The following is a 20,188-nucleotide window of genomic DNA, read 5'->3' as shown; positions in this document are numbered from 1 at the left end:
AAAAGTTCCCGCAGAGTTTCGGGGCGTTATGGAAGAGTCCGGACTATGGCTGACGAACCACTGCGCATGGACCACGCCGAGCTACTGAGACGACGTGCGCTCACCGAGGACGCCGCCCGCCCCGATGCGGTTGCCCGCCGTCATGCGACCGGCGGTCGCACGGCACGCGAGAACATCGCCGATCTGGTAGATGTGGGGTCCTTCGTGGAATACGGGCGATTCGCCATCGCCGCGCAGCGTGGACGACGCGACATCGCCGACTTGATCGCCCGCACACCCGCCGATGGCCTCGTCGCCGGGACGGCACGAGTCAACGCCGATATGTTCGGCCCCGAGCGCAGCGCGTGCGCCGTGCTGTCCTATGACTACACCGTGCTCGCCGGAACGCAGGGCGCGCTCGGACATCATAAGAAGGACAGACTGTTCGATCTCATCGAACGCATGAAGCTGCCCACGGTGTTCTTCGCCGAGGGCGGCGGCGGGCGTCCCGGCGACACCGACTATCCCGTGGTCTCGATGCTCGATGTCCGCGCATTCAAGTTGTGGGCCGCACTATCGGGAGTTGTGCCGCGGATCTCGGTGGTCAAGGGCCGGTGCTTCGCGGGCAATGCCGTCATCGCGGGTTGCTCGGATCTGATCGTGGCGACCAAGGACACCTCGATCGGCATGGGTGGCCCGGCCATGATCGCCGGCGGCGGACTCGGTGAGGTGCATCCGGATGAGGTCGGGCCGTTGTCGGTGCAATCACCCAATGGGGTCGTGGACGTGGTCGTCGACGACGAGCAGCAGGCCGTCGCCGTCACCAAACGGCTCATCGGGTATTTCCAGGGGGCGATAGCGCCCGGACAGGAAACGGATCAAACCGTCTTGCGGACAATGATTCCCGAGCGGGCACGGAGGGCTTATCCGGTGGCACCGATCATCGAGACGCTCGCCGATGAAGGCTCGGTGACGTTCCTGCGGGAGAAGTTCGCCCCCGAGATGGTGACGGCCCTCGCGCGCATCGAGGGCCGCGCCGTTGGCATTCTCGCCAACAATTCGATGGTGATGGCCGGAGCGATCACCGCGGCCGCATCGGATAAGGCCGCCCGGTTTCTGCAGCTGTGCGATGCCTTCGGCTTACCGCTGCTCTCGCTGGTCGACTGCCCGGGATACATGGTGGGTCCCGCCGCAGAGGCCGATGCACTGGTCCGGCGTGCATCGCGCATGCTCGTCGCCGGTGCGGCGCTACGTGTACCGCTTGTTTCGGTCATCCTGCGGCGCGGATATGGCCTTGGCGCACAAGCCATGACCGGCGGCAGCCTGCATGAACCACTGCTGACGGTGGCCTGGCCGGGCGCGCATCTGGGACCCATGGGCCTGGAGGGCGCGGTGCGACTGGGGCTGCGTAAGGAATTGGAAGCGATTCCCGACGAGGCGGCCCGGGAGGAAGCCGTGCGTCAGGGCACAGCGGCAGCACAAGAGAATGCCAAGGCGCTCAACGCCGCGCAGATCTTCGAGATCGACGACGTGATCGACCCGGCCGAGACGCGATCGCTCATCGCCTCGACGTTCGCTGCGGCCATGCGGGAACCACTGCCGCCACGCAGATCTGTCGTCGACACCTGGTAGCAGCTCAGCCGGCGCTCGGAACCCAGTTGCCGTGGAATCCGCTCGGCACCCGATGGGGCAGTTTGATGCTTGCCACATCCTCCAAGGTCTGTGCATCCAGAATGGTCAGGGCGCTGCGATCGGTGGCCCTATCGTAGATGTAACCCATCAGCACACCGTCGTCCTCTGCGGAGTCATCCGACGATGGGTGGAACACAAACTCTCCCAGAGACTTATCGGATCCGAAGACTCTCGCCACAGTTCCGCCTCTGACGAAATCGTGTTTGTACAGCGTACTTTGGCCAGCCACCGCCTCACCGATCGCGGGCGCGTACCCATACCGATGGCGCCTGCCGACGACGCGTTCATCGACCCGCGGAAACTCCTGGCCGCGATCGTCGATACGTGTTTCGCGAACCTTTCCATCGGCCAGATCGACGACCCACCGGTCCAGCGTGGGCAGGCCTTCGTTGGGACCGAGGTGATCGGTGTCGAACATCTTCGGATGACGCACCACGTCCAGCACCACGGTCTCGCCCTCGTCGTACGCGTTGAGCGGGTGGAACACATAACACGGCTCGACGTCGAACCATCGAACGTCGGCGCTGCCTCCCTCCCGCGGCATCACCCCAACCCGGGCCGGGTACTTCGGATTCCACGAGTAGGGCAGCCGACGATCGGCACCCTTCATCGGAGGCTGCCGCGCGGCGATGGGGTCCGGAATACGGACCCGTCCGATCAGTGCCGCCAGCAGCAAGCGTGCCGGCAACCGCAGCGCCCGCGGCGCACTCATCGACGCGGCTTGTGCGGCGTCAAAGGTGACGGGTAGGTCGTAGAACACGACGTGGCGCTCGGTCAGTGAGAAGTCATGCATCATGGGGCTGCCGCTCACCTCGATGTCGACGCTGCGCCGCGCACGACCATCGATCCCGATCACCGAATACTGCACATACTTTCCGCGCTGCATGCTGTAGGAGACCGCATGCAGTTCACCGGTCTTCGGATCACGCTTGGGATGCGCGGTGTATCCGCCGGTGAGCGTTCCCCCGAAATCACACACTCCGACGGTATCCAAGTCGTCGGCGAGCTCGTAGTTGGAAACCCCACCTTCAATGAGTGCCAGCGTCTTGCCTGCGTGTCCAATGACATTGGTATTCGCACCCATCGGCGAGACCCTGAAGTGGCCGGCTGGAACCGGCTCGCCCAGTACCTTTGCGATCTGGGGTGAACGCACCCACCGATTTCGATACCATTCGGCCTTGCCGTCCCGGATACGAATGCCGTGCACCATGCCGTCACCCATGAACCAGTGGTACAGCTCGGGATCTATCTCACCGACCGGGTTGGGACCGTTACGCAAATAGCGGCCGTCCAGATACGCGGGAATGGTGCCGTCGACATCCAGATCGGTCAACGTGTATTCGTGTTCGAGCGGGGCGTACTCGCCCTCCAGATAACGGCTCGTCATGTCAGAACCTCACATCGATCGGGTGATCTTCCTCTGTATAGCACCGGGAAGAGCCGCTGAACAGATCTGAAGCCGTTACTGTGCCGCCTCCACAAACTCACGCTTTCCGTACCGGATGGTGGCGTCCTGCCCATGGCCACCGGCGACATCGATCAGGCGCCGCGCGGTGTCCACATCGTTGATATCGGCGATCAGGATCAACCACCCGTCGTCGGTCACCGACCCACCGGCCAACGCCTCACGAGCGGTTGCGTCCGAGGCCAATGCGTCGTGCAGTCGCACTCGGTCAATGTCAGGAGCCTCCACGGCCACCGCATTTATCCCTGCGTCCCCCGCCGGTAGATATTCGAAGGTGAGCACCGATTCCTGACCGAACTGCCGACCCACCTGCTCACCGATGCGTTGCAGATCATCCCGATCCACACAGGCAAGTTCGAAGGCCCGCGACCGCTCGTAGGTCAGCCGGTTGTTGTCCTGCGACCAATACACGCCGTCGACCGGCGTCGACCGCACGGGTAGCACCAGGTTCTGAACGCTCATCGCGCTCACTTGCAGCGAGAAGTCATCGAGTGGGTCCAGCAGACGCCCATCGGCGGGGTCGGTGATGATCGCGGTGTTATTGGTCGCGAAGAGCTCCGCCTGAGGGCGGGCCGGGTCCCCCGGGACACACGTGTGTGGGTCGGCATGGGCGTATCCCGCAGGCGGCCCAACCGCGACGAGCGCGAGCATCGCAATTCCGATCGCGAGGACGCGGGCCACCCGATGCATTATTCCGGCACACCGGCTCCGGGCGGAAGTACGAATTTGACCTCAAGCGCGGTTGAGATCCTAGGTTGTGGACCCATGACTTCGATCCACGATCCGACCGTCAGCCAGTTCCTCGCTTCGAGTCCCGGCCTGATGGGGCAGCTGGGTTACCTCGGAAGCGACGGGCGCCCGCTTATTCTGCCCATCTGGTATGGACTCGCCGACGATCACCTACAGTTCGTGACGCGTGTGGACAGCCTGAAAGTCAGGGCATTGCAAAGAGATCCGCGCGCCGTGATCACGGTGGCGACGTCGACCGAGCCCTATCGGTATGTCCAGGTCCAGGGTGAGGCCAAGCTCGAACCTGACGATTCCGAGGTTCGCGCCACCCTGATAAACATCACCGCCCGGTATCTGGGAGTCGATCGCGCCGTGGCCTACGTGGACGAACATCACAGCGGACCCGGTGAGGCGATTGTGCGGGTACATCCCCTTCGCATCCACGCTGCCCTCTGATACCTGCCTCTGACTGCCCAGGAGACTCACGATGTACACCATCACCATCAATGGTGCACAGCTCACCTTCGACGATCAGGGCCTGGACGACGGCCCCGCAGTCCTACTGCTCACCGGTTGGGGCCACGATCACCGCACATATGACGAGCTATTGCCTTACCTGGTCCCTCACCACCGTGTCATTCGCATGGACTGGCGCGGTCATGGCATCGACCGCACACCGGTTCCAGAATTTGGTCTCGCGGAACAGGTTTCAGACGTCATCGCTTTGCTCGACGCCCTCAGTGTGAAGTCAATCGTCCCCGTGGCGCATGCCCATGCCGGCTGGACGGCCTTGGAGATCGCCGAACGTCTCGGCGCGGCACGGGTACCGAGCATCGTCATCGTGGACCTCATCATGTCGGAGGCCCCCGCCGAATTCCTCAACGGCATAAGAGCATTCGGTGATCCACAGCGCTGGCAATCCAGTCGCCTCGAGTTTCTCCGGGCCTGGCTGGCCGGCAGCGGCAACGAGGCCGTCAACCGGCACATCCGTTCCGAGATGGGCGGATTCGGGTTCGACGTGTGGGCACGAGCTGGACGAGTGATCGAGGATGCGTACACCACGTGGGGCTCACCCATGTCGCGTATGGAGAAGCTGACTGAACCACGGCGTGTTCACCACATCTTCTGTAAGCCGCAACGCACCGTCTACGACGATCTCCACGACGAGTTCCGATCACGCAATCCCTGGTTCAGCTACACACGACTGCCCGGCGCGACGCATTTCCCGCAGCTGGAATTGCCCGCGCAGGTCGCACAGGAGATCACGAACCTGCTCTCGTAACTACTGACCCGTCATTGTTTTCACGGTGGGGCCGGCCGTCCAGCCGCCGTCCACGGCGAGCTCGGCCCCGGTGACGTAGCTCGCGGCATCCGACAACAGATAGGCGACCGCGCCAGCCACTTCCTCGGGAGTCCCCACCCGGCCCATTGCGGTGATCGGCATATTGCCTTCCCCCTCCCGAAAACCAGCCTGGGCCGTCATGGGCGTGTACACAACGCCAGGATGCACGGAGTTGACCCGAATCCGTTCGGGTCCCAGTTCAACGGCGGCAACCTTGGACAGACCCCGCACGGCCCATTTCGATGCGCCATAGCCGGAGGTAAGCGCCAGACCGACGAGACCGGCGGCCGACGAGATGTTCACGATCGAACCACCGCCACGTGCGCGCATCGGCGGGATGACGGCCTGGATGCCGATAAAGACGCCCACGAGGTTCACATCGACCACCTTGCGGAAGTGTTCAAGCGGCTCATCGGCCACCAGCGAGGCACTGGATATCCCCGCGTTGTTCACCAATCCGGCGATCGAACCGAGCTCCGCAAGCGTGGTCTCGACCAGCGCCCGCCATTGGTCGGCATCGGTCACATCCAGGTGGGCGTATCGCGCGGAGTCACCGAGCTCGGCGGCAAGCTGCCGCCCGTCGTCGTCGAGCACATCGGCAATGACGACTCTGCCGCCGTGCGACACAATACGGTGCGCGAACGCCGCGCCGAGGCCGCGCGCACCACCAGTGACGACGACGTTCTTTCCTTGCAGCAGAGCAGAATTGCCATTCATGAGTCCAGGCAACCACGGCCCCACGATCTGATGCGGAGCTTCTCCCACCCAACGGGAGGAGTGAGCGACAACACCAGTACACCCAATTGTGTTGCCGCACCGAGGGGTTGGAGATCCCTCTAGATCTCGACGGAGTCCGCTTCTGCGGGAGCTTCCTCGGCCGGTGCCGACTCGGGCTGCGGCGCGAGCACCGACGCGGGGATCACCTCGGGACCCTCCACATGGGCAGGCACATCCAACGGGGTGGCCTCGTCCGCGTTGTCGATCGGCAGGTACATATGACGCTTGAACTGCGACTGATAGGCACCGCCACCGCCGATCTTGACGCCACCTCCCTCGCCACTGGACACGGGAGTGCCATCGGGCAGCGTGACAGCGGTGTGACCACCGTTCCAGCCGATCACCAGTGCACCAGGAGCGGTGCCGTACTTGAAACCACGTGCGAGAAGCGCGCGCTCCTGGTTGCCGGTGTTGAACCGAGAACCGAACGCGGGGCGATCGGTGGCGACGTTGGACACCCAGGAGGCCAGACCGGAGCAGTCGGTGCCCCGTGCGGAGTCCCCGCCCGAGACATACGGCGTACCCGAGACCTGATGGATAAACGCCAGCAAAGCAGCGAGATCAGACATGAGACCGCACGCTAACAACGAGCTTGACGGCCTACCAAAATATGTGGCTTGCATCATATTTGCTGTGAATTATGGCGAGAATTACTCTCCGCCAATGCCTTACTGATTACGGTAGTGCACACATACTCGTTCGTCCAATCGAACAAACCCGCAGGACACGGTCAGTTTGTTGAATGCTCGTCGACTTCAATCGAAATTTGCTGCACGCTACCCACATTGGTCACTTTTCCTACACATTCGCGCAACTCTTTATTAACGCAGGAAATTTTCTGTTACCCATCCCACCTTTTTCGCGACACGCATCCCACTCTGTGGGATGGCCTGCGCGCTACCTCATTCCGCGTAGCGCACCTCCTCGTGTGGTTTGAAATTGGACATCAAGACCGCTTTTCAGGTGTTAGGCCGCTACCGCCAAATATCCGACTGCCCACCCGGGTGCGCGACGTCCTGAAAAGAATTTAGCCACAACGGTTTCAAAGAACGGCGGATCCCGCCGCGCAAGACGATGGACGGCGCTGCAACAACTCCCGCTTCAATCATGGCGGCTGGCCTGAGAGCGGAGCGGCAACGGACGGTCCTCCAATTGCCCTCCGGGAGCAGTCGAAACACTCGACCCGTGGGCTCAATCTTCTTCATCGGAGTAGTGGCGACACGGTGTGAGGATCGTTGGCAGACCACTCACCGCCAGGTGTCGCCACCACCCGTGGGAGCAGTCAGCAAGCCAGCGTGACGTACGCGACCTTTTGTCCCGCTGTGGGAACCGTCGTCGGCTGGTTGCGCATGTTGCGCCCCGGCTGCACATTCTGAACGCCAGACTGCTGTGACACTCCCTGAACAGTGCACTGCGACGGATGGTCCGACCCCACCTTGGTGATGATCACTCGGTATCCGTTGGACTTGAGGTCACTAATGACGGAGTCCGGGTCTGCCGCGGGACCGGCCAAGGCAGCGCCGGCCGTCGCCAGGGACAGCCCCGCGGCAGCGAGTACCACCGCTGCGGTTGCGATCTTCTTCATGATTGTTGCTCCTTCTGCGTCGTCGAAGATGAAGCTGAGTTACATCTAGTTACGAAGCGTTGTTCTTGTTGGTGCCGTATGGGACATGCGGATTGGTACCGAGAGGGACCAACGGGTTGGCGCCCTCATAGGTCGGTTGGTGCACACCCTGCTCGTAAACGACATCGCCCGGAGTCACGCAGGGACGCAACTCCGTGGCATTGACACTGGTCTCGTTGGCGTAGCAGACCGGAGGAGGGGTCGGGCCCGCCAAGGCGACTGGGGCACCCATGACAGCGGCGGCCACAGCTATGCCCGCACCTCCGAGGATTGCAGCGAGTGACTTTTTCACGTGGTGTTTCCTTTCCGCTCGGTCATCTTGCTAATGGCCTAGGAAGCGAACATCACTTGCCAAAGACATCAACGTTGATGCATTCACCCAGTTCAACGGCTTCAAGGTTCACCTGGTTCCCAATTTATGAGATCCTCGGCTGATTCTCAGCTAAATCTCAGAGTACCCCATGGGGGTTAGGGTGCGGGCATGATGGTGTATAGCCGTTAACCCATCGTTAACCTGCGCAAATGGGCACGCCGCCCTAGATCAATTGATCTATAGTTCGATCATGCGATCTAAATCCGGTCCGGAACGCACCTTCACCGAGGTCGCTCGCCGCGATCAGATCGTCGCGTGCGCTATCGACGTCATCGCGGAGGTCGGCTATCCGCAGACCTCAATCCGAAAGATCGCCGAGCGCGCCGGTATCGCGATGAGCGTGGTGCTGTATCACTTCGGCTCCAAGGACGGACTCATCGAGGAGGTGATCGCCTCGATGTACCGGTCGGGAGTCGCGGCGGTGGCCCCCGAGGTTGACCGGGCGCGGACCCAGACGGACAAGCTTGCAACCTACATCCGTTCCAGCATCAGCTATTTCGATACTCACCGGATTCAGCTAGCCGCGCTGGCGCAGCTCGGCACAAGTTACAAACCCAGCGCCGGAAGACGCCTCGGCGAACTGGGCCTCACCCCTGAGCTGGCCGAACAATTGACCCGGCTCGACCCGTCAGCCATTCTCCGCGCAGGCCAGAAGACCGGCGAATTCTCCTCTTTTCCAGTCGATTCCACTGCGATAGCACTACGGGGATCCGTCAATGCCGTCGTCGAGAAGATCCTCCAGGACCCCGAGTTCGATACACCGGGCTACGCCGAGGACCTGGTGAAGATGTTCCGCCGCGTAGTACGGAGGGTGTAATGGCTCGTATCGTCATCGCCGCTCTCGGCAGCCATGGTGACGTCGCACCGTTGACCGGCATCGGTACCCGCTTACGTCAGGCCGGGCACCATGTGACACTCGCCGCGTATGACCGCTTCAGCTCCTTGATATCCCACTCTGGGTTGGATTTTCGTGGCATCCCGGGACCGGCCACGCCATCGGGGAATGCCGATGTCAACATCACGAAGGAGCTCGCGGACTTCCTTGCCCCGCGAGGTATGCGATCACTCGGCAGCGCACTGCTGAGTGCCATTCACGACGTGCCCACTGACCTCCTGCTGTTATCGCCGTTCGCCGAGCTGGCTGGGCATCCACTTGCCGAAGCGAAAGGCATTCCCTCCATGGGGATCCGGCTACAACCCTGCTCTGCGACCGCCGAGTTTCCCCCGGCACCCCTCGGAGCCTGGTCCGCCGGATGGGCAGGCAATCGTCTGGCATCCCACGCCGGGACCTGGCTTTTCGATCACCTCTATGGGGGCGTTGCCGCTGGCTTCCGGCGAGACCTCGCCCTTCCCAAGATATCCGCCAGACAGCTGCGCCGGAACCGGATGGCATCGGAATGGATTGTTCTGCATGGCTTCTCGCCACACATCGTGCCGCGACCACCGGACTGGCGACGGGGCTTGGAGGTCACCGGATACTGGTGGCCGGAAACCGATCCGCAATGGCAACCATCGCCCGCGTTGGTCGACTTTCTCGCCGCAGGTGATCCTCCGGTGTTTATCGGCTTCGGGAGCACGATGACCTCGGCCGCTCAGGCAGTGCGTATATCGGAGCTGGTCCGGGATGCGCTCCACCGTGTGGGCATGCGAGGCATCGTGCAAACAGGGTGGGCGGGAATCAATGCCGATGACGATGCCGTCGTAACGGTGGGCGAGCTGCCACACAGCTGGCTCTTTCCTCAGATGGCCGCGGTGGTGCACCATTGCGGCGCCGGGACGACCGCTGCCGGGCTGCGCGCCGGAGTACCTACTGTCGCCGTGCCGGGTCTGGGCGATCAACCGTTCTGGGCTCGACGGCTCCGAGATCTCGGATTGAGCGCCGGCACCATCTCACAACGGGCACTGACGGTTGAACCGCTTGCCGGCGCCATCCGCACCGCCGTCATCGACCGTGAGCTCAAGAGCCGGGTCCGTCGGGCCGCGGAGGTCATCGCCGCCGAGGAGGGTGCCGCCCACGTTGCCGCCGCCGTTGACCGATTGCTGGGCTGAGAGTGCTATCGCGGGCCTTGGCAGGATTGACCGAGGAAGTCCGCGACACCCCTCGTAAGTCAGTCCACGTCAGCGGCGCGGTGTGAACTCGGTCGCGGTTCCCTGGTCATACCTGCTACACAATTACGGCAACAGTGTTGCCGTAATTGCCCCGCGGTGTCAAGAGGAACATACTGGCCGATGTGACCGACGAGCGGCGTACGCGCGGCCGCCCACGCTTGCCCATGGATTCGATCGTCGACGCGGCGCTGCGGATCGTGGACGAGGAGGGCGGCGAAGCGCTGTCCATGCGCATGCTGGCACGTAGGCTCGATTCCGGGACGGCAACCATCTACCGGCATTTCACGAGCCGCACCGAGCTTGTCGCGCACGTCGTCGATCGGGTATTCGGTGAGGTCGACTTCGATGACGACAAGCTCGCGGCAATGCCGTGGCAGCACGTGTGCACCGTCACCGCACGCGCAATGTTCGACGCATTACGCCGCCATCCGAACGTGGCCATGCTGCTGGCCGACCAACTGCCTGTCGGACCCAATGTCTTCATGATCCGCGAGCGCACCCTGAGCCTCAGCCTCAAGGCCGGGTTCACCCCCGCGGAAGCGGGCCGCATCTACGCGACACTAGGGCGCTACGTGCTGGGATTCGCCACTCAGATAGGCGCAGAACACCGAGCCAGCGAGGCTGATATCGCGATGCTGACCCGATTCGTCGACCGTCTCGACATGGCGGACTTTCCCTCGACACTCGCCACCGGCGGCGCGCTCCTCGTCCCGCTCGACGAGGAGTTCGACTTCGGACTCGGGCTCCTCGTCACCGGACTTGAGCACCTTCACGACAAGTAGCCGGGCGCGGCGTTGGTGACGTCACCACGCAGTAGGGTCACGTGATGACGAGCGCCGGATACCTGCTCAGCACCGACACCGCCGTAACACTTCTCGCGGCCGGGCTGATCTTCCTATTCGCCCTGGGACTGGGAGTGTGGAAATACCGCCAGATGGTTACGAGCCCACATCATCTCGCTCACCCGTATGTCGATACCGCACATCGGGCCGCACTGCTCTATGCGTTCGCCACGCTACTCACCGCGGCATTCGTCGAGTTGAGTGCATGGCCCAGCTGGGTAAACCTCACTGCCGCAATGGTGCTGGTGTTCTTCTTTGTAGCGGCGATCCTCAGCTACGTGGTGCACGGAGCTTTACGCGACACCACCAATCAATTCGAAGAGCCCAGGCCCGGCTTGCATGTAGCGATGGTCCTACTCATCATCGGCGAAATGGGCGGGTTCGCGGTTCTCCTTTCTGGATTCATACGTGCCCAATGGTTTTCGTGACAGTCACCACACGTACGGCACCAGGCGATAGCGTGCGTTCTGCGCGTACTCGCGGTATCCGTCCAATTGCTCGACGAGCAGCCGCTCTTCGTCACGAATGCGCACGATGAGTGCTGCCAGGCCCGGGACGACGGAGACCAGTCCCCAGTACGAGCCGAGTGCCAGGGGAAACCCCACAATGGTGATCACGTTGCCGGTGTACATGGGGTGGCGCACCAGCCCGTAGAGGCCGGTGGAGACGACAGTCTGTCCCGTCTCCACCTGCACCGTGGAGGCCGCGAAGCTGTTCTGAATGACCACGAGGCTGGTGACACCCAGCCCAACGGCCACCAGGACATCACCCATGGCGCATATCGCCGATGGCACCGACGACCAGCTAAAGCGATGATCCAGCGCGCTGATCGCGACCATCGCTGCCAGCGACGCGTACCAGCCGCCGATAAGGACCTTTTGCACCGTTCGGGACTCTGCCACTGGCCCCGCGTGCTTGCGCCGCTCGTGCGCAGCCGGATTGGCCTGCTGCAGATACACGGTGGGTATCCATGTCGACAGCGCGAACACCACCAGAAAGACCCACACTTGCCAGTAGTTGAACGTTCCCGCCAGCAAGAACAGCACCGAGCCGAACACGGCAAGCTCAATGAGCCCCAACGACAGCACACGCGCGACGGCTCTCACAGATCCTCCAGTCGTTCATCACGACATCGAGCACCGGCCACACTCACGGCGGAATCTGTACTCATCGAGTAGAACTGTCTGCCAACTGCTGGGCCAAACTTCTGACTGATGGCGCGTCGAACAACGCGAGCATCGTGAGGTTGGCGTCCAGGGCCGTGTTGATGGCGGCGACCACACGCATCGCCCCAAGCGAATTACCGCCCAGGTCAAAGAACGACTCTTCAACCCCGACCCGGTCCATCCCCAGCACATGAGCGAAGATGCTGGACAGAATCTGTTCGTTCAAAGTAGCCGGAGGACAATAGGTCCCGCTGGTGTCGCGGACCTCGCCAACCGCTACCCCCGGCGTCGACGCGGTCGCGTTGCTCCACCCGCTCCACCGCATGCGCCCGGCCCCGCCCGATAGATCCAGCGACGACAGCGTGCGGCCCGGGTGAGCCGTCATCGACACCAGCACCTGCTTGAACCGCTCGATCAGCTCCTCAATGCGCTCCGCGTCGAACACATCGGTGTCGTACTGGACCCGAAGTTCCAATTCACGACCAGGTCCGGCCTGCACGGCGATGGGATAATGGTAGTAGTCACGACTACTGAAACCAGTGATGGCCAAACCCTCGATCTCCGCTGCCGTCCCGGTATCGGTCGGGTAGTTCTCGTAAACAAAGACGGTGTCGAACAGTCTTTCCTGGCCGGTGATCCGATGAATATCACTGAGCGCCAGGTGCTGGTGCTCGAGAGTGTCGTTATGCGCATTTTGGAGCTGATGCAACAGATCTGAGGTAGTGGTAGTCGGAGCGACGATCGCCCGCACCGGCACCGTATTGATCAAGAGTCCCACCATCGATTCCGCGCCGAGGACCTCGGCCGGACGCCCCGAGACCGTCGAACCGAACGCGACATCGTGATGGCCGGTCACCGAGCTCAGCAGCAGCGCCCAGGCGCCCTGCAGCACGATGCTGACGGTCGTCTGATGCGAGCGCGCCAGCTTGGTGAGCGCGCGGGTGGTCTTGGCGGGCACCCTAAACGAGTCGACGCTTCGCCGTCCAAACTGCAACTTCTGCGGCGGACCAACGAGAATGGGAGTTTCGAACCCGTCCAACGCCTGGCGCCAGGCCGCACGAGCGGCGTCGTGATCCCGTTCGGACAGCCAGGTTACGAAGCTGCGATACGACGCGGCCGGAGGCAATCGCAGCCCGTGATAGGCGGCGAATATCTCCTGCATGAGTATCGGCATCGACCAGCCGTCGAGCACGATGTGGTGGTTGGTGAGCACGAACCGATGCCGCTCATCCGCGATACGGATGAGCGCCGCCCGAAATGCCGGCTGCTCGGCGAGATCGCAGACGGCGGCGCGTTCAGCGATGCAGATCTGTTCGATCTGCTCAGCGATGTCGAGACCAGTCCCTTCCGTGTCCAACTCGACGTATCGCCAGGGCACCGCGGGGTCGGCGGGAATGATTTGTACCGGGTGCTCGAACTGTTCGGAGAAGCGCGCAGCAAGGTGCGGATGCCTCCCGACCACTGCCTGCACCGCATCGCCGAGTCGCTCCGCGTCGAGCGAGCCACTCATCGCGATATCGAACTGCACCGCATACACGTCATCACCGGAGCAGTTCGCGATGCCGGCGTGATAGAGCAGACCCTGTTGCAACGGGGTCAGCGGTAGCACATCGGCGATCGGGAATTGATTCTGCAACCCATCGATCTGCTGCTGGCTAAGCCGGGCAGGGACGATGTCCGACGGCGTCAATCCACCGCCGCCCCTTCGCACATGCGCGCAGATACCGGCCAGCGCGTCAAACCACAGCCGGTTGATCCGGGTAACCGCCATGCGATCCAGTGCTGTCGGCGCCCAGGTCCAGGTGGCGTTCAGATGTGGGCCGGTGTCGGTGTCGATGGTGACCGCGTTGAGCTCCACGGTGTGCGGGAGCGCGATGGGCATCGCGCCGGCGGCGCCGGTCAGGGACAAGCCCTCTTGACTGAAGCGCCATACATCTCCGGATGCATAGGCCGCCGGAGCCCCCAGCCGCCCGAGATAGTTGAACCCGATTGCCGGGTCGGATGCAGGCAGATCCACATCCGGGTTGAGGTAGCGCAGCAGACCGTAGGTCAGGCCGTCAGGTAGATGCCGAAGCTGCTCCTTGGCATCTTTGATCACCGTCCCCAGCGCCGCGTCTCCAGCCACGACCTGTGTCCAGCGCAACCCCCCGACCGCCAACGAGACCGGGTATTTGGTGGTGAACCACCCCACCGTGCGCGACAGTTCGACACCGCGATCCGCGGCTCCATCCGGATCCGCCAATTCCTCGTGGCGCCCATGGCCCTCGACATCGATGGCGATCGGAGCACCGCCAGTCCCGAGGTGCTGTGCCCATGCCAAGGCAAAGGCGATCAACAAGATCTCGTGCACCCCGGCGTGAAATGCCGCCGGCACCTCACCAAGCAGCATGTGCGTGGTCTCGGCATCGAGAAACTCGGTCAGGTATCCGGCCGTGGCAAAGGTATCCTCAGCCGGTTGCGGTGCGGCCAAGCCTGACGGGATCGTCCCTATCCGCCGCCAGGCATCCGCCTCGCGCACTACTTCGGGATGGCGCGCGTGTTCGGCCAGCCGATCGGCCCACCGCTGGAACGATGTCCCCGCCGGCGGTAACAGCACCTCCTGCCCGCCACGCAGCTGAGTCGAGGCGATGGTCAAGTCCTCCAATAGAATCCGCCACGACACTCCGTCGACGGCCAGATGGTGAACGACCAACACCAGCTGGCTCGTGGCAGTTACCCACAGCGCGCTCAGCATCACGCCGGCGGCCGGGTTCAACCGAGACCGCGCCCCCACCACTGCCTCATCGGTCAAAGTGTGCACCGATTGCAGGCACTCGCGTGCATCGACCGCACCAGGCTCGGGCACCATCAATGACCAACCACCGGCACCATCGTCCCCGGCGCGCAACCGCAGCATCGCATGCCGATCCAGCAAGGCCTGCAACATGAGGACCACGGCCGCCTCGGTGACACCGGTCGGTGATTGCAGCACCACGGTCTGATTGAACTCGGCAATCGGGCCGTCAATCCCCTTCAACCACTGCATTATCGGGGTTGCCACCACCGGCCCGAGGCCTTCGTCGACAACACTGTCGGTACCGTCGGCGATCCTGACCACCCGTGCCAGCCGGGCTACGGTCTGCTGCACGAAAATATCGCGTGGCCGACCGACCAGACCGGCATTATGCGCTCGCCACACCACCTGGATGGCAGAAATGCTATCCCCACCCAGATCGAAGAACGAGTCGTCGACGCCAACCCGGTCCAGACCCAGAACTTGAGCGTAGATGCCGGCCAGGATCTCCTCGACGACAGTCGCCGGGGCGCGATAATGATCCACATCGGTGTATTCCGGTGCGGGCAAGGCTTTTTTATCGATCTTGCCGTTGACCGTCAACGGCACGGCCGCCAGAGCAACCACTGCGGCCGGCACCATGTAACTGGGGAGACACTCGGCCAGCTGTGCGCGGATCTTGCCCGCGTCGGCCGTGCCGGTGATGTAGCCGACCAGACGCCTATCGCCCGGACGATCCTCCCGGGCAATCACAACTGCCTGTTCAACCCCGTCCAGTTCCGTTAATGCTGAATGGATCTCACCGAGTTCAATCCGATGTCCGCGGATCTTCACCTGCTCATCGGCACGCCCCACGTACCGCAGTTCGCCGCTATGTCCCCAGGACACCAAGTCGCCGGTGCGGTACATCCGCGCTCCCGGCGTCCCGAACGGGCAGGCCACAAACCGAGAAGCCGTCAAGCCGGTCCTGCCCACATAGCCATGGCCCAAACCAGCTCCTGCCACATACAACTCGCCAATCACCCCGACCGGTACCGGCCGCAACCATCCGTCGAGCACGGCAAACCCCAGATGCGCCAGTGGCACACCGATCGGGCTGGCCGTAGCCTCAAGATCGGCGGCGGTGATATCACGGAACGAGGCATGCACCGTCGTCTCCGTGATCCCATACATATTGATCAACCGTGGCAGCAGCGGGTGCCGGTCCCGCCACGGCTTCAAACGCTGCGGTTCCAATGCCTCCCCGCCGAATACCACCACCTCAACACCGAGCTGACCCGCGGACTCGGCTGTCATCGCATCCACGGCTTGCAGTGCATAGAACGCCGACGGTGTCTGACTCAATACACTGACCTGCTCGTCTACCAGCAAGGCGTGGAACTCTTCGGGCGACCGCACCACCGATTCGGACACGATTACCAGCCGCCCACCATGCAGCAGGGCACCGAAGATCTCCCACACCGAGAAATCGAAAGCCAACGAGTGGCTCTGCGCCCACACCTGACCCGCCGAGAGCTCCAGGTCGGCGTCAAGTGCTCCCAGCAGGCGGGCCACATTCCGATGTGGAATGGCAACACCTTTAGGCACGCCCGTAGTCCCCGAGGTATAGATCACGTAGGCGACGTCTTCGGCGGTCGGTCCCACCGACGGCGCGCTGACGGGCTGGGCGTCAACAGCCGGGTCGTCGATGTCGACAACCACAACCCCGTACCCATCCAACCGATCCATCAGATCGGCGGTGGTCACCGCGACAAGCGGCTCGGCATCGGCAACTACGAATTCCAGCCGTGTATCCGGCACCGCCGGATCGATCGGCACATAGGCCGCACCGGTTTTGAGAACTCCCAGAATCGCCACGATTGCCTCAACCGACCGCGAGCACAGCAGGAGCACCCGCTGGCCAGGACCCACGCCATACTGGATTAGTAAGTGCGCCAGCCTGTTCGAAGCCTCATCCAATTCCAGATATGACAGATGGCTGCCGCCGAAACAGACTGCCACCGCCGCGGGCACCCGAGCCACCTGCTGCGCGAACAATGCGGGGATCGACACCGGGATCTCGAGCCTGGCTAGTTCGGCCCTATTGCCCCAGCCATCCAACTGAGCAAGCTCTCCAGCGGCCAACACATCGATCGCCGACAACAACCGGGTGTCGTCGGCAGTCATCGCCTCCAGCACCCGTTGCAACCGATCGATCAGAGTCTCGACGCTGCCGGTCTCGAACACATCGGTACGAAACTCCACCGTCCCCGAAATCCCGTCGGCCTCACCCGATTCGGTCCACGACTCGGACAATGAGAACGACAGATCCATGCGGGCCGAGTGCGTGTCCAGCGGTAGCTGAGTAAGCTGCAGATCCGCTAACGCCACTGCGCCGCGGGAATCGCCGACCTGTCCGGGTACATTTTGCCAAGCCAACATCACCTGCACCAAGGGGTGATGGGCCAGAGACCGAGTCGGGTTCAATCGCTCGACGAGGACCTCGAACGGCACGTCCTGATTCTCGAAAGCACCCAAACTGCGGGCCCGCACCTGAGCCAGCACATCGGTAACGCTGGGATCTCCTGCTAAGTCGACCCGCAGTACCAGCGTGTTGACGAAGAACCCGACCAATTCATCCAGCGCCGGATCGCGGCGTCCGGCAATCGGGAATCCCACCGCCACATCGGAACTCGAGCTAAGTTTGGAAAAGAGCACTGCCATGGCCGCCTGCATGACCATGAAACTGGTCGCGTTATGTTCGCGGGCCAGTCGATTGATCCGCTGCTGCAGATCGGCAGGCCAGCTCACGTCCACTCTGGAGCCGCGTTGGTCGGCCACCAGCGGGTACGGACGGTCGGTCGGCAGCGCCAAGCGCTCGGGCAGCCCGGCGAGCGCTTCTTCCCAGAAGGTCAGTTGCCGGGAGATGCGGCTCTCGCTGTCGTCGAGCACGCCCAGCTGCCCCCGCTGCCAGAGTGTGTAATCGGCGTATTGGACCGCCAACGGCTTCCAATCGGGGGCCTGCCCCGCACGCCGGTTGGTGTAGGCCACGCCCAAGTCGGCCACCAGCGGGGTGATGGACCAACCGTCCGCGGCGATATGGTGCACCACCGCCACCAGTACGTGATCATCCTCGGCGGTGCGGAAAAGTCTTGCCTTCACCGGGATCTCAGTGGACAGGTGAAAACTGTGCCGCGCCGATTCCGCAATCGATCCCTCTAGCCGGCCCGCCGACCACCCGGAAGCGTCCACGACATTCCAGTCGAACTCGATATCCTCGGCCGCCACGACCAACTGCTGGGGCTTCCCGTCGACTGCGGGAAACAGCGTGCGCAGGCTCTCATGACGCTCCAGCACGTCCGTGAACGCCGCACCCAGCGCGTCCTCATCAAGGAATCCCTGCAGGCGCAGTCCAACCGCAAGGTTGTAAACCGGTGAAGGCCCGTGTAATTGGTCGATAAACCAGAGTCGGCTTTGCGCAAAAGACAATGGCATCACCACCGGCCGCTCGCCAGCGATGAGAGGTTCCAGCCGACCCTCCTCACCGCCTATCCGAAGCATCAGTTGTGCGACCGTGGGAGCGTCGAACACCGCGCGCTCTTCTAGGCCCGCATCCATGGATCGATTGAGCGCGGCGACCAGACGCATCGCCAACAATGAGTCCCCACCCAGGTCGAAGAATGAGTCATCGACGCCAACACGGTCCAGGCCCAGAACTTGGGCATAGATTCCGGCCAGGATCTCCTCAGTGGGATTAGCCGGGGCACGGTATTGATCAATGGACTGATACTCCGGAGCCGGTAGGGCGTTCTTGTCGAGTTTTCCGTTGACCGTCAACGGAAAACTCGACAAGGAGACCACTGCGACAGGAACCATGTAGGTGGGCAACCGGTCGGCCAACGCTGCACGCAACTCCGCGGGATCGGCGGTACCGGTGATGTAGGCAACCAATCGCCTGTCGCCCGGACGATCTTCGCGGGCGATCACGATAGCCTGGCCGACTCCTTCGAAACCCATTAATACCGACTGGATTTCGCCGAGTTCGATGCGATGTCCGCGGATCTTGACCTGCTCGTCGGCGCGGCCCAGATATCGCAGCTGCCCGTCAGACCTCCAACACACCAGATCTCCGGTGCGATACATCCTGCTACCCGGCTCCCCGAACGGACAGGCCACAAATCTGGTGGTGGTCAACGGCGCACGCCTCAGATAGCCATAACCCAACGCCGAACCGGCCACATACAATTCGCCGACCACGTCAACCGTTACCGGCTGCATCCAATCGTCGAGGACCGCAAACGCCAGATGTTCCAAGGGCGCCCCGATCGGACTCTCCGCACCGTGGACATCACCGACAACGATCTCACGGAACGAGGCATGCACTGTCGTCTCGGTAATCCCATACATGTTTATCAATCTCGGCGACTCTGGATGATCCTCGAACCACCCCCTCAGACGCTGAGGCTCTAAGGCCTCCCCGCCGAAGATCACCGCCGCGAGATCGAGCCGCCGGCCCTGCGGCCGGGCCGCGTCCACAGTCTGCAACGCATAGAAGGCCGACGGTGTCTGACTCAATACACTGACGCATTCATCGGCAAGCAGCGCATGGAACTGTTCAGGTGACCGCACCACCGAATCCGAAACCACTACCAGCCGCCCACCGTGCAGCAGCGCACCGAAGATCTCCCACACCGAGAAATCGAAGGCCAATGAATGGCACTGCGACCAAACCTGTCCGGGCGACAACTCAAGCTTGACGTCAATTGCCTCAATCAACCGCGTCACATTATGGTGCGGAATGGCAACACCTTTCGGAACACCGGTGGTTCCGGAGGTATAGATCACATACGCGATGTCATCGCCGCGGGGCGCCACCAATGTTGGCCGTCCATCATCTGCCGCAGTGTCGGCATCGGCCGGGACGTCGCCGACGTCAATGACCACCAACCCGCGTCCATCCAGTCGGCTCGCCAGATCGGCGGTAGTGACCGCAACCAACAGCCCAGCATCGGCCAGCACGAACTCCAACCGCGTATCCGGCACCGCTGGGTCAATCGGCACATACGACGCACCGGTCTTCAGCACTCCCAGGATCGCCACAACTGCCTCAACCGACCGCGAGAACAGTAAAGCGACCTTCTGCCCCGGACCCACACCATGAGTAAGGAGCCAGTGCGCCAACCGAGTCGAGGCCTCGTCGAGCCCACGGTACGACACGTGGCTGCCACCGAAGCTGGCCGCGACCGCGCCCGGGTGACGTGCCACCTGCTCGGCGAACAACGCCGGAATCGACACAGAGCTCGCAGGACGATCCAGCGTCGCCCGATTGCCCCACACA

14 protein-coding genes and 1 pseudogene are annotated in these 20,188 nt (G+C 62.7%); 7 read left to right on the top strand and 8 right to left on the bottom strand.

What is annotated here, in order from left to right; all coding sequences use genetic code 11:
* The first annotated feature begins 45 nt into the window (after positions 1-45).
* Complete coding sequence (locus AC5Y5C_RS01405; RefSeq protein WP_499968340.1) at positions 46-1,611, top strand: acyl-CoA carboxylase subunit beta; 1,566 nt, start codon at positions 46-48, stop codon at positions 1,609-1,611.
* Positions 1,612-1,615: 4 nt separating this feature from the next.
* On the opposite strand, the gene AC5Y5C_RS01400 is transcribed toward AC5Y5C_RS01405, so the two are convergent.
* On the bottom strand, positions 1,616-3,058 hold the full coding sequence (locus tag AC5Y5C_RS01400) for a carotenoid oxygenase family protein (RefSeq protein ID WP_499968338.1): 1,443 nt from the start codon (positions 3,056-3,058) through the stop codon (positions 1,616-1,618).
* A 75-nt stretch (positions 3,059-3,133) separates the two neighbouring features.
* Entirely contained in the window at positions 3,134-3,826 is a 693-nt protein-coding gene (locus AC5Y5C_RS01395) for a hypothetical protein (RefSeq protein ID WP_499968336.1), read from the bottom strand.
* A 75-nt stretch (positions 3,827-3,901) separates the two neighbouring features.
* On the opposite strand from AC5Y5C_RS01395, the gene AC5Y5C_RS01390 reads away from it, so the two are divergent.
* Both AC5Y5C_RS01390 and AC5Y5C_RS01385 read left to right on the top strand, forming a co-directional pair.
* Entirely contained in the window at positions 3,902-4,321 is a 420-nt protein-coding gene (locus tag AC5Y5C_RS01390; protein WP_499968334.1) for a TIGR03618 family F420-dependent PPOX class oxidoreductase, read from the top strand.
* Positions 4,322-4,352: 31 nt separating this feature from the next.
* On the top strand, positions 4,353-5,147 hold the full coding sequence (locus tag AC5Y5C_RS01385) for an alpha/beta fold hydrolase (RefSeq protein ID WP_499968332.1): 795 nt from the start codon (positions 4,353-4,355) through the stop codon (positions 5,145-5,147).
* Here AC5Y5C_RS01385 and AC5Y5C_RS01380 read toward each other — a convergent pair whose 3' ends face one another.
* The 4 genes from AC5Y5C_RS01380 to AC5Y5C_RS01365 form a co-directional block, all read right to left on the bottom strand.
* Positions 5,148-5,924: a glucose 1-dehydrogenase gene (locus tag AC5Y5C_RS01380; protein ID WP_499968330.1), complete on the bottom strand. Its 777-nt coding sequence runs from the start codon at positions 5,922-5,924 to the stop codon at positions 5,148-5,150.
* Positions 5,925-6,043: 119 nt separating this feature from the next.
* Positions 6,044-6,553 carry a C40 family peptidase gene (locus AC5Y5C_RS01375; protein ID WP_499968328.1) on the bottom strand — a complete coding sequence of 170 codons (510 nt, stop codon included), beginning with the start codon at positions 6,551-6,553 and terminating at the stop codon, positions 6,044-6,046.
* Between the two features lie 713 nt (positions 6,554-7,266).
* Positions 7,267-7,569, bottom strand: coding sequence for a hypothetical protein (locus tag AC5Y5C_RS01370; protein WP_499968326.1), 303 nt, complete (start codon positions 7,567-7,569; stop codon positions 7,267-7,269).
* Positions 7,570-7,618: 49 nt separating this feature from the next.
* Complete coding sequence (locus AC5Y5C_RS01365; protein ID WP_499968324.1) at positions 7,619-7,900, bottom strand: hypothetical protein; 282 nt, start codon at positions 7,898-7,900, stop codon at positions 7,619-7,621.
* A 253-nt stretch (positions 7,901-8,153) separates the two neighbouring features.
* On the opposite strand from AC5Y5C_RS01365, the gene AC5Y5C_RS01360 reads away from it, so the two are divergent.
* The 4 genes from AC5Y5C_RS01360 (at position 8,154) to AC5Y5C_RS01345 (ending at position 11,360) form a co-directional block, all read left to right on the top strand.
* Positions 8,154-8,798, top strand: a complete 645-nt coding sequence (locus AC5Y5C_RS01360) for a TetR/AcrR family transcriptional regulator (RefSeq protein WP_499968322.1) — start codon at positions 8,154-8,156, stop codon at positions 8,796-8,798.
* Positions 8,798-10,030: a glycosyltransferase gene (locus AC5Y5C_RS01355; RefSeq protein WP_499968320.1), complete on the top strand. Its 1,233-nt coding sequence runs from the start codon at positions 8,798-8,800 to the stop codon at positions 10,028-10,030. Before AC5Y5C_RS01360 ends, AC5Y5C_RS01355 begins: the two co-directional genes overlap by 1 nt.
* Before the next feature lie 224 nt (positions 10,031-10,254).
* A complete protein-coding gene (locus AC5Y5C_RS01350) occupies positions 10,255-10,872 on the top strand; it encodes a TetR/AcrR family transcriptional regulator (RefSeq protein ID WP_499969284.1) in 618 nt (205 codons plus the stop codon).
* A gap of 44 nt (positions 10,873-10,916) precedes the next feature.
* Positions 10,917-11,360, top strand: a complete 444-nt coding sequence (locus AC5Y5C_RS01345) for a hypothetical protein (protein WP_499968318.1) — start codon at positions 10,917-10,919, stop codon at positions 11,358-11,360.
* 3 nt (positions 11,361-11,363) lie between these two features.
* Here AC5Y5C_RS01345 and AC5Y5C_RS01340 read toward each other — a convergent pair whose 3' ends face one another.
* Together AC5Y5C_RS01340 and AC5Y5C_RS01335 are read right to left on the bottom strand one after the other, a co-directional pair.
* The gene (locus AC5Y5C_RS01340) at positions 11,364-12,038 is read right to left on the bottom strand and encodes a methyltransferase family protein (RefSeq protein WP_499968316.1); all 675 of its coding nucleotides are present in this window, start codon (positions 12,036-12,038) and stop codon (positions 11,364-11,366) included.
* A 61-nt stretch (positions 12,039-12,099) separates the two neighbouring features.
* Positions 12,100-20,145 (bottom strand): annotated as a pseudogene (locus tag AC5Y5C_RS01335) (amino acid adenylation domain-containing protein); the annotation flags it as partial.
* Positions 20,146-20,188: the final 43 nt, after the last annotated feature.

It is taken from the genome of Mycobacterium sp. NGS15, assembly GCF_059813245.1.
Note: the sequence above shows the minus strand (reverse complement) of the source record. Positions and strands in the feature narration are given on the sequence as shown.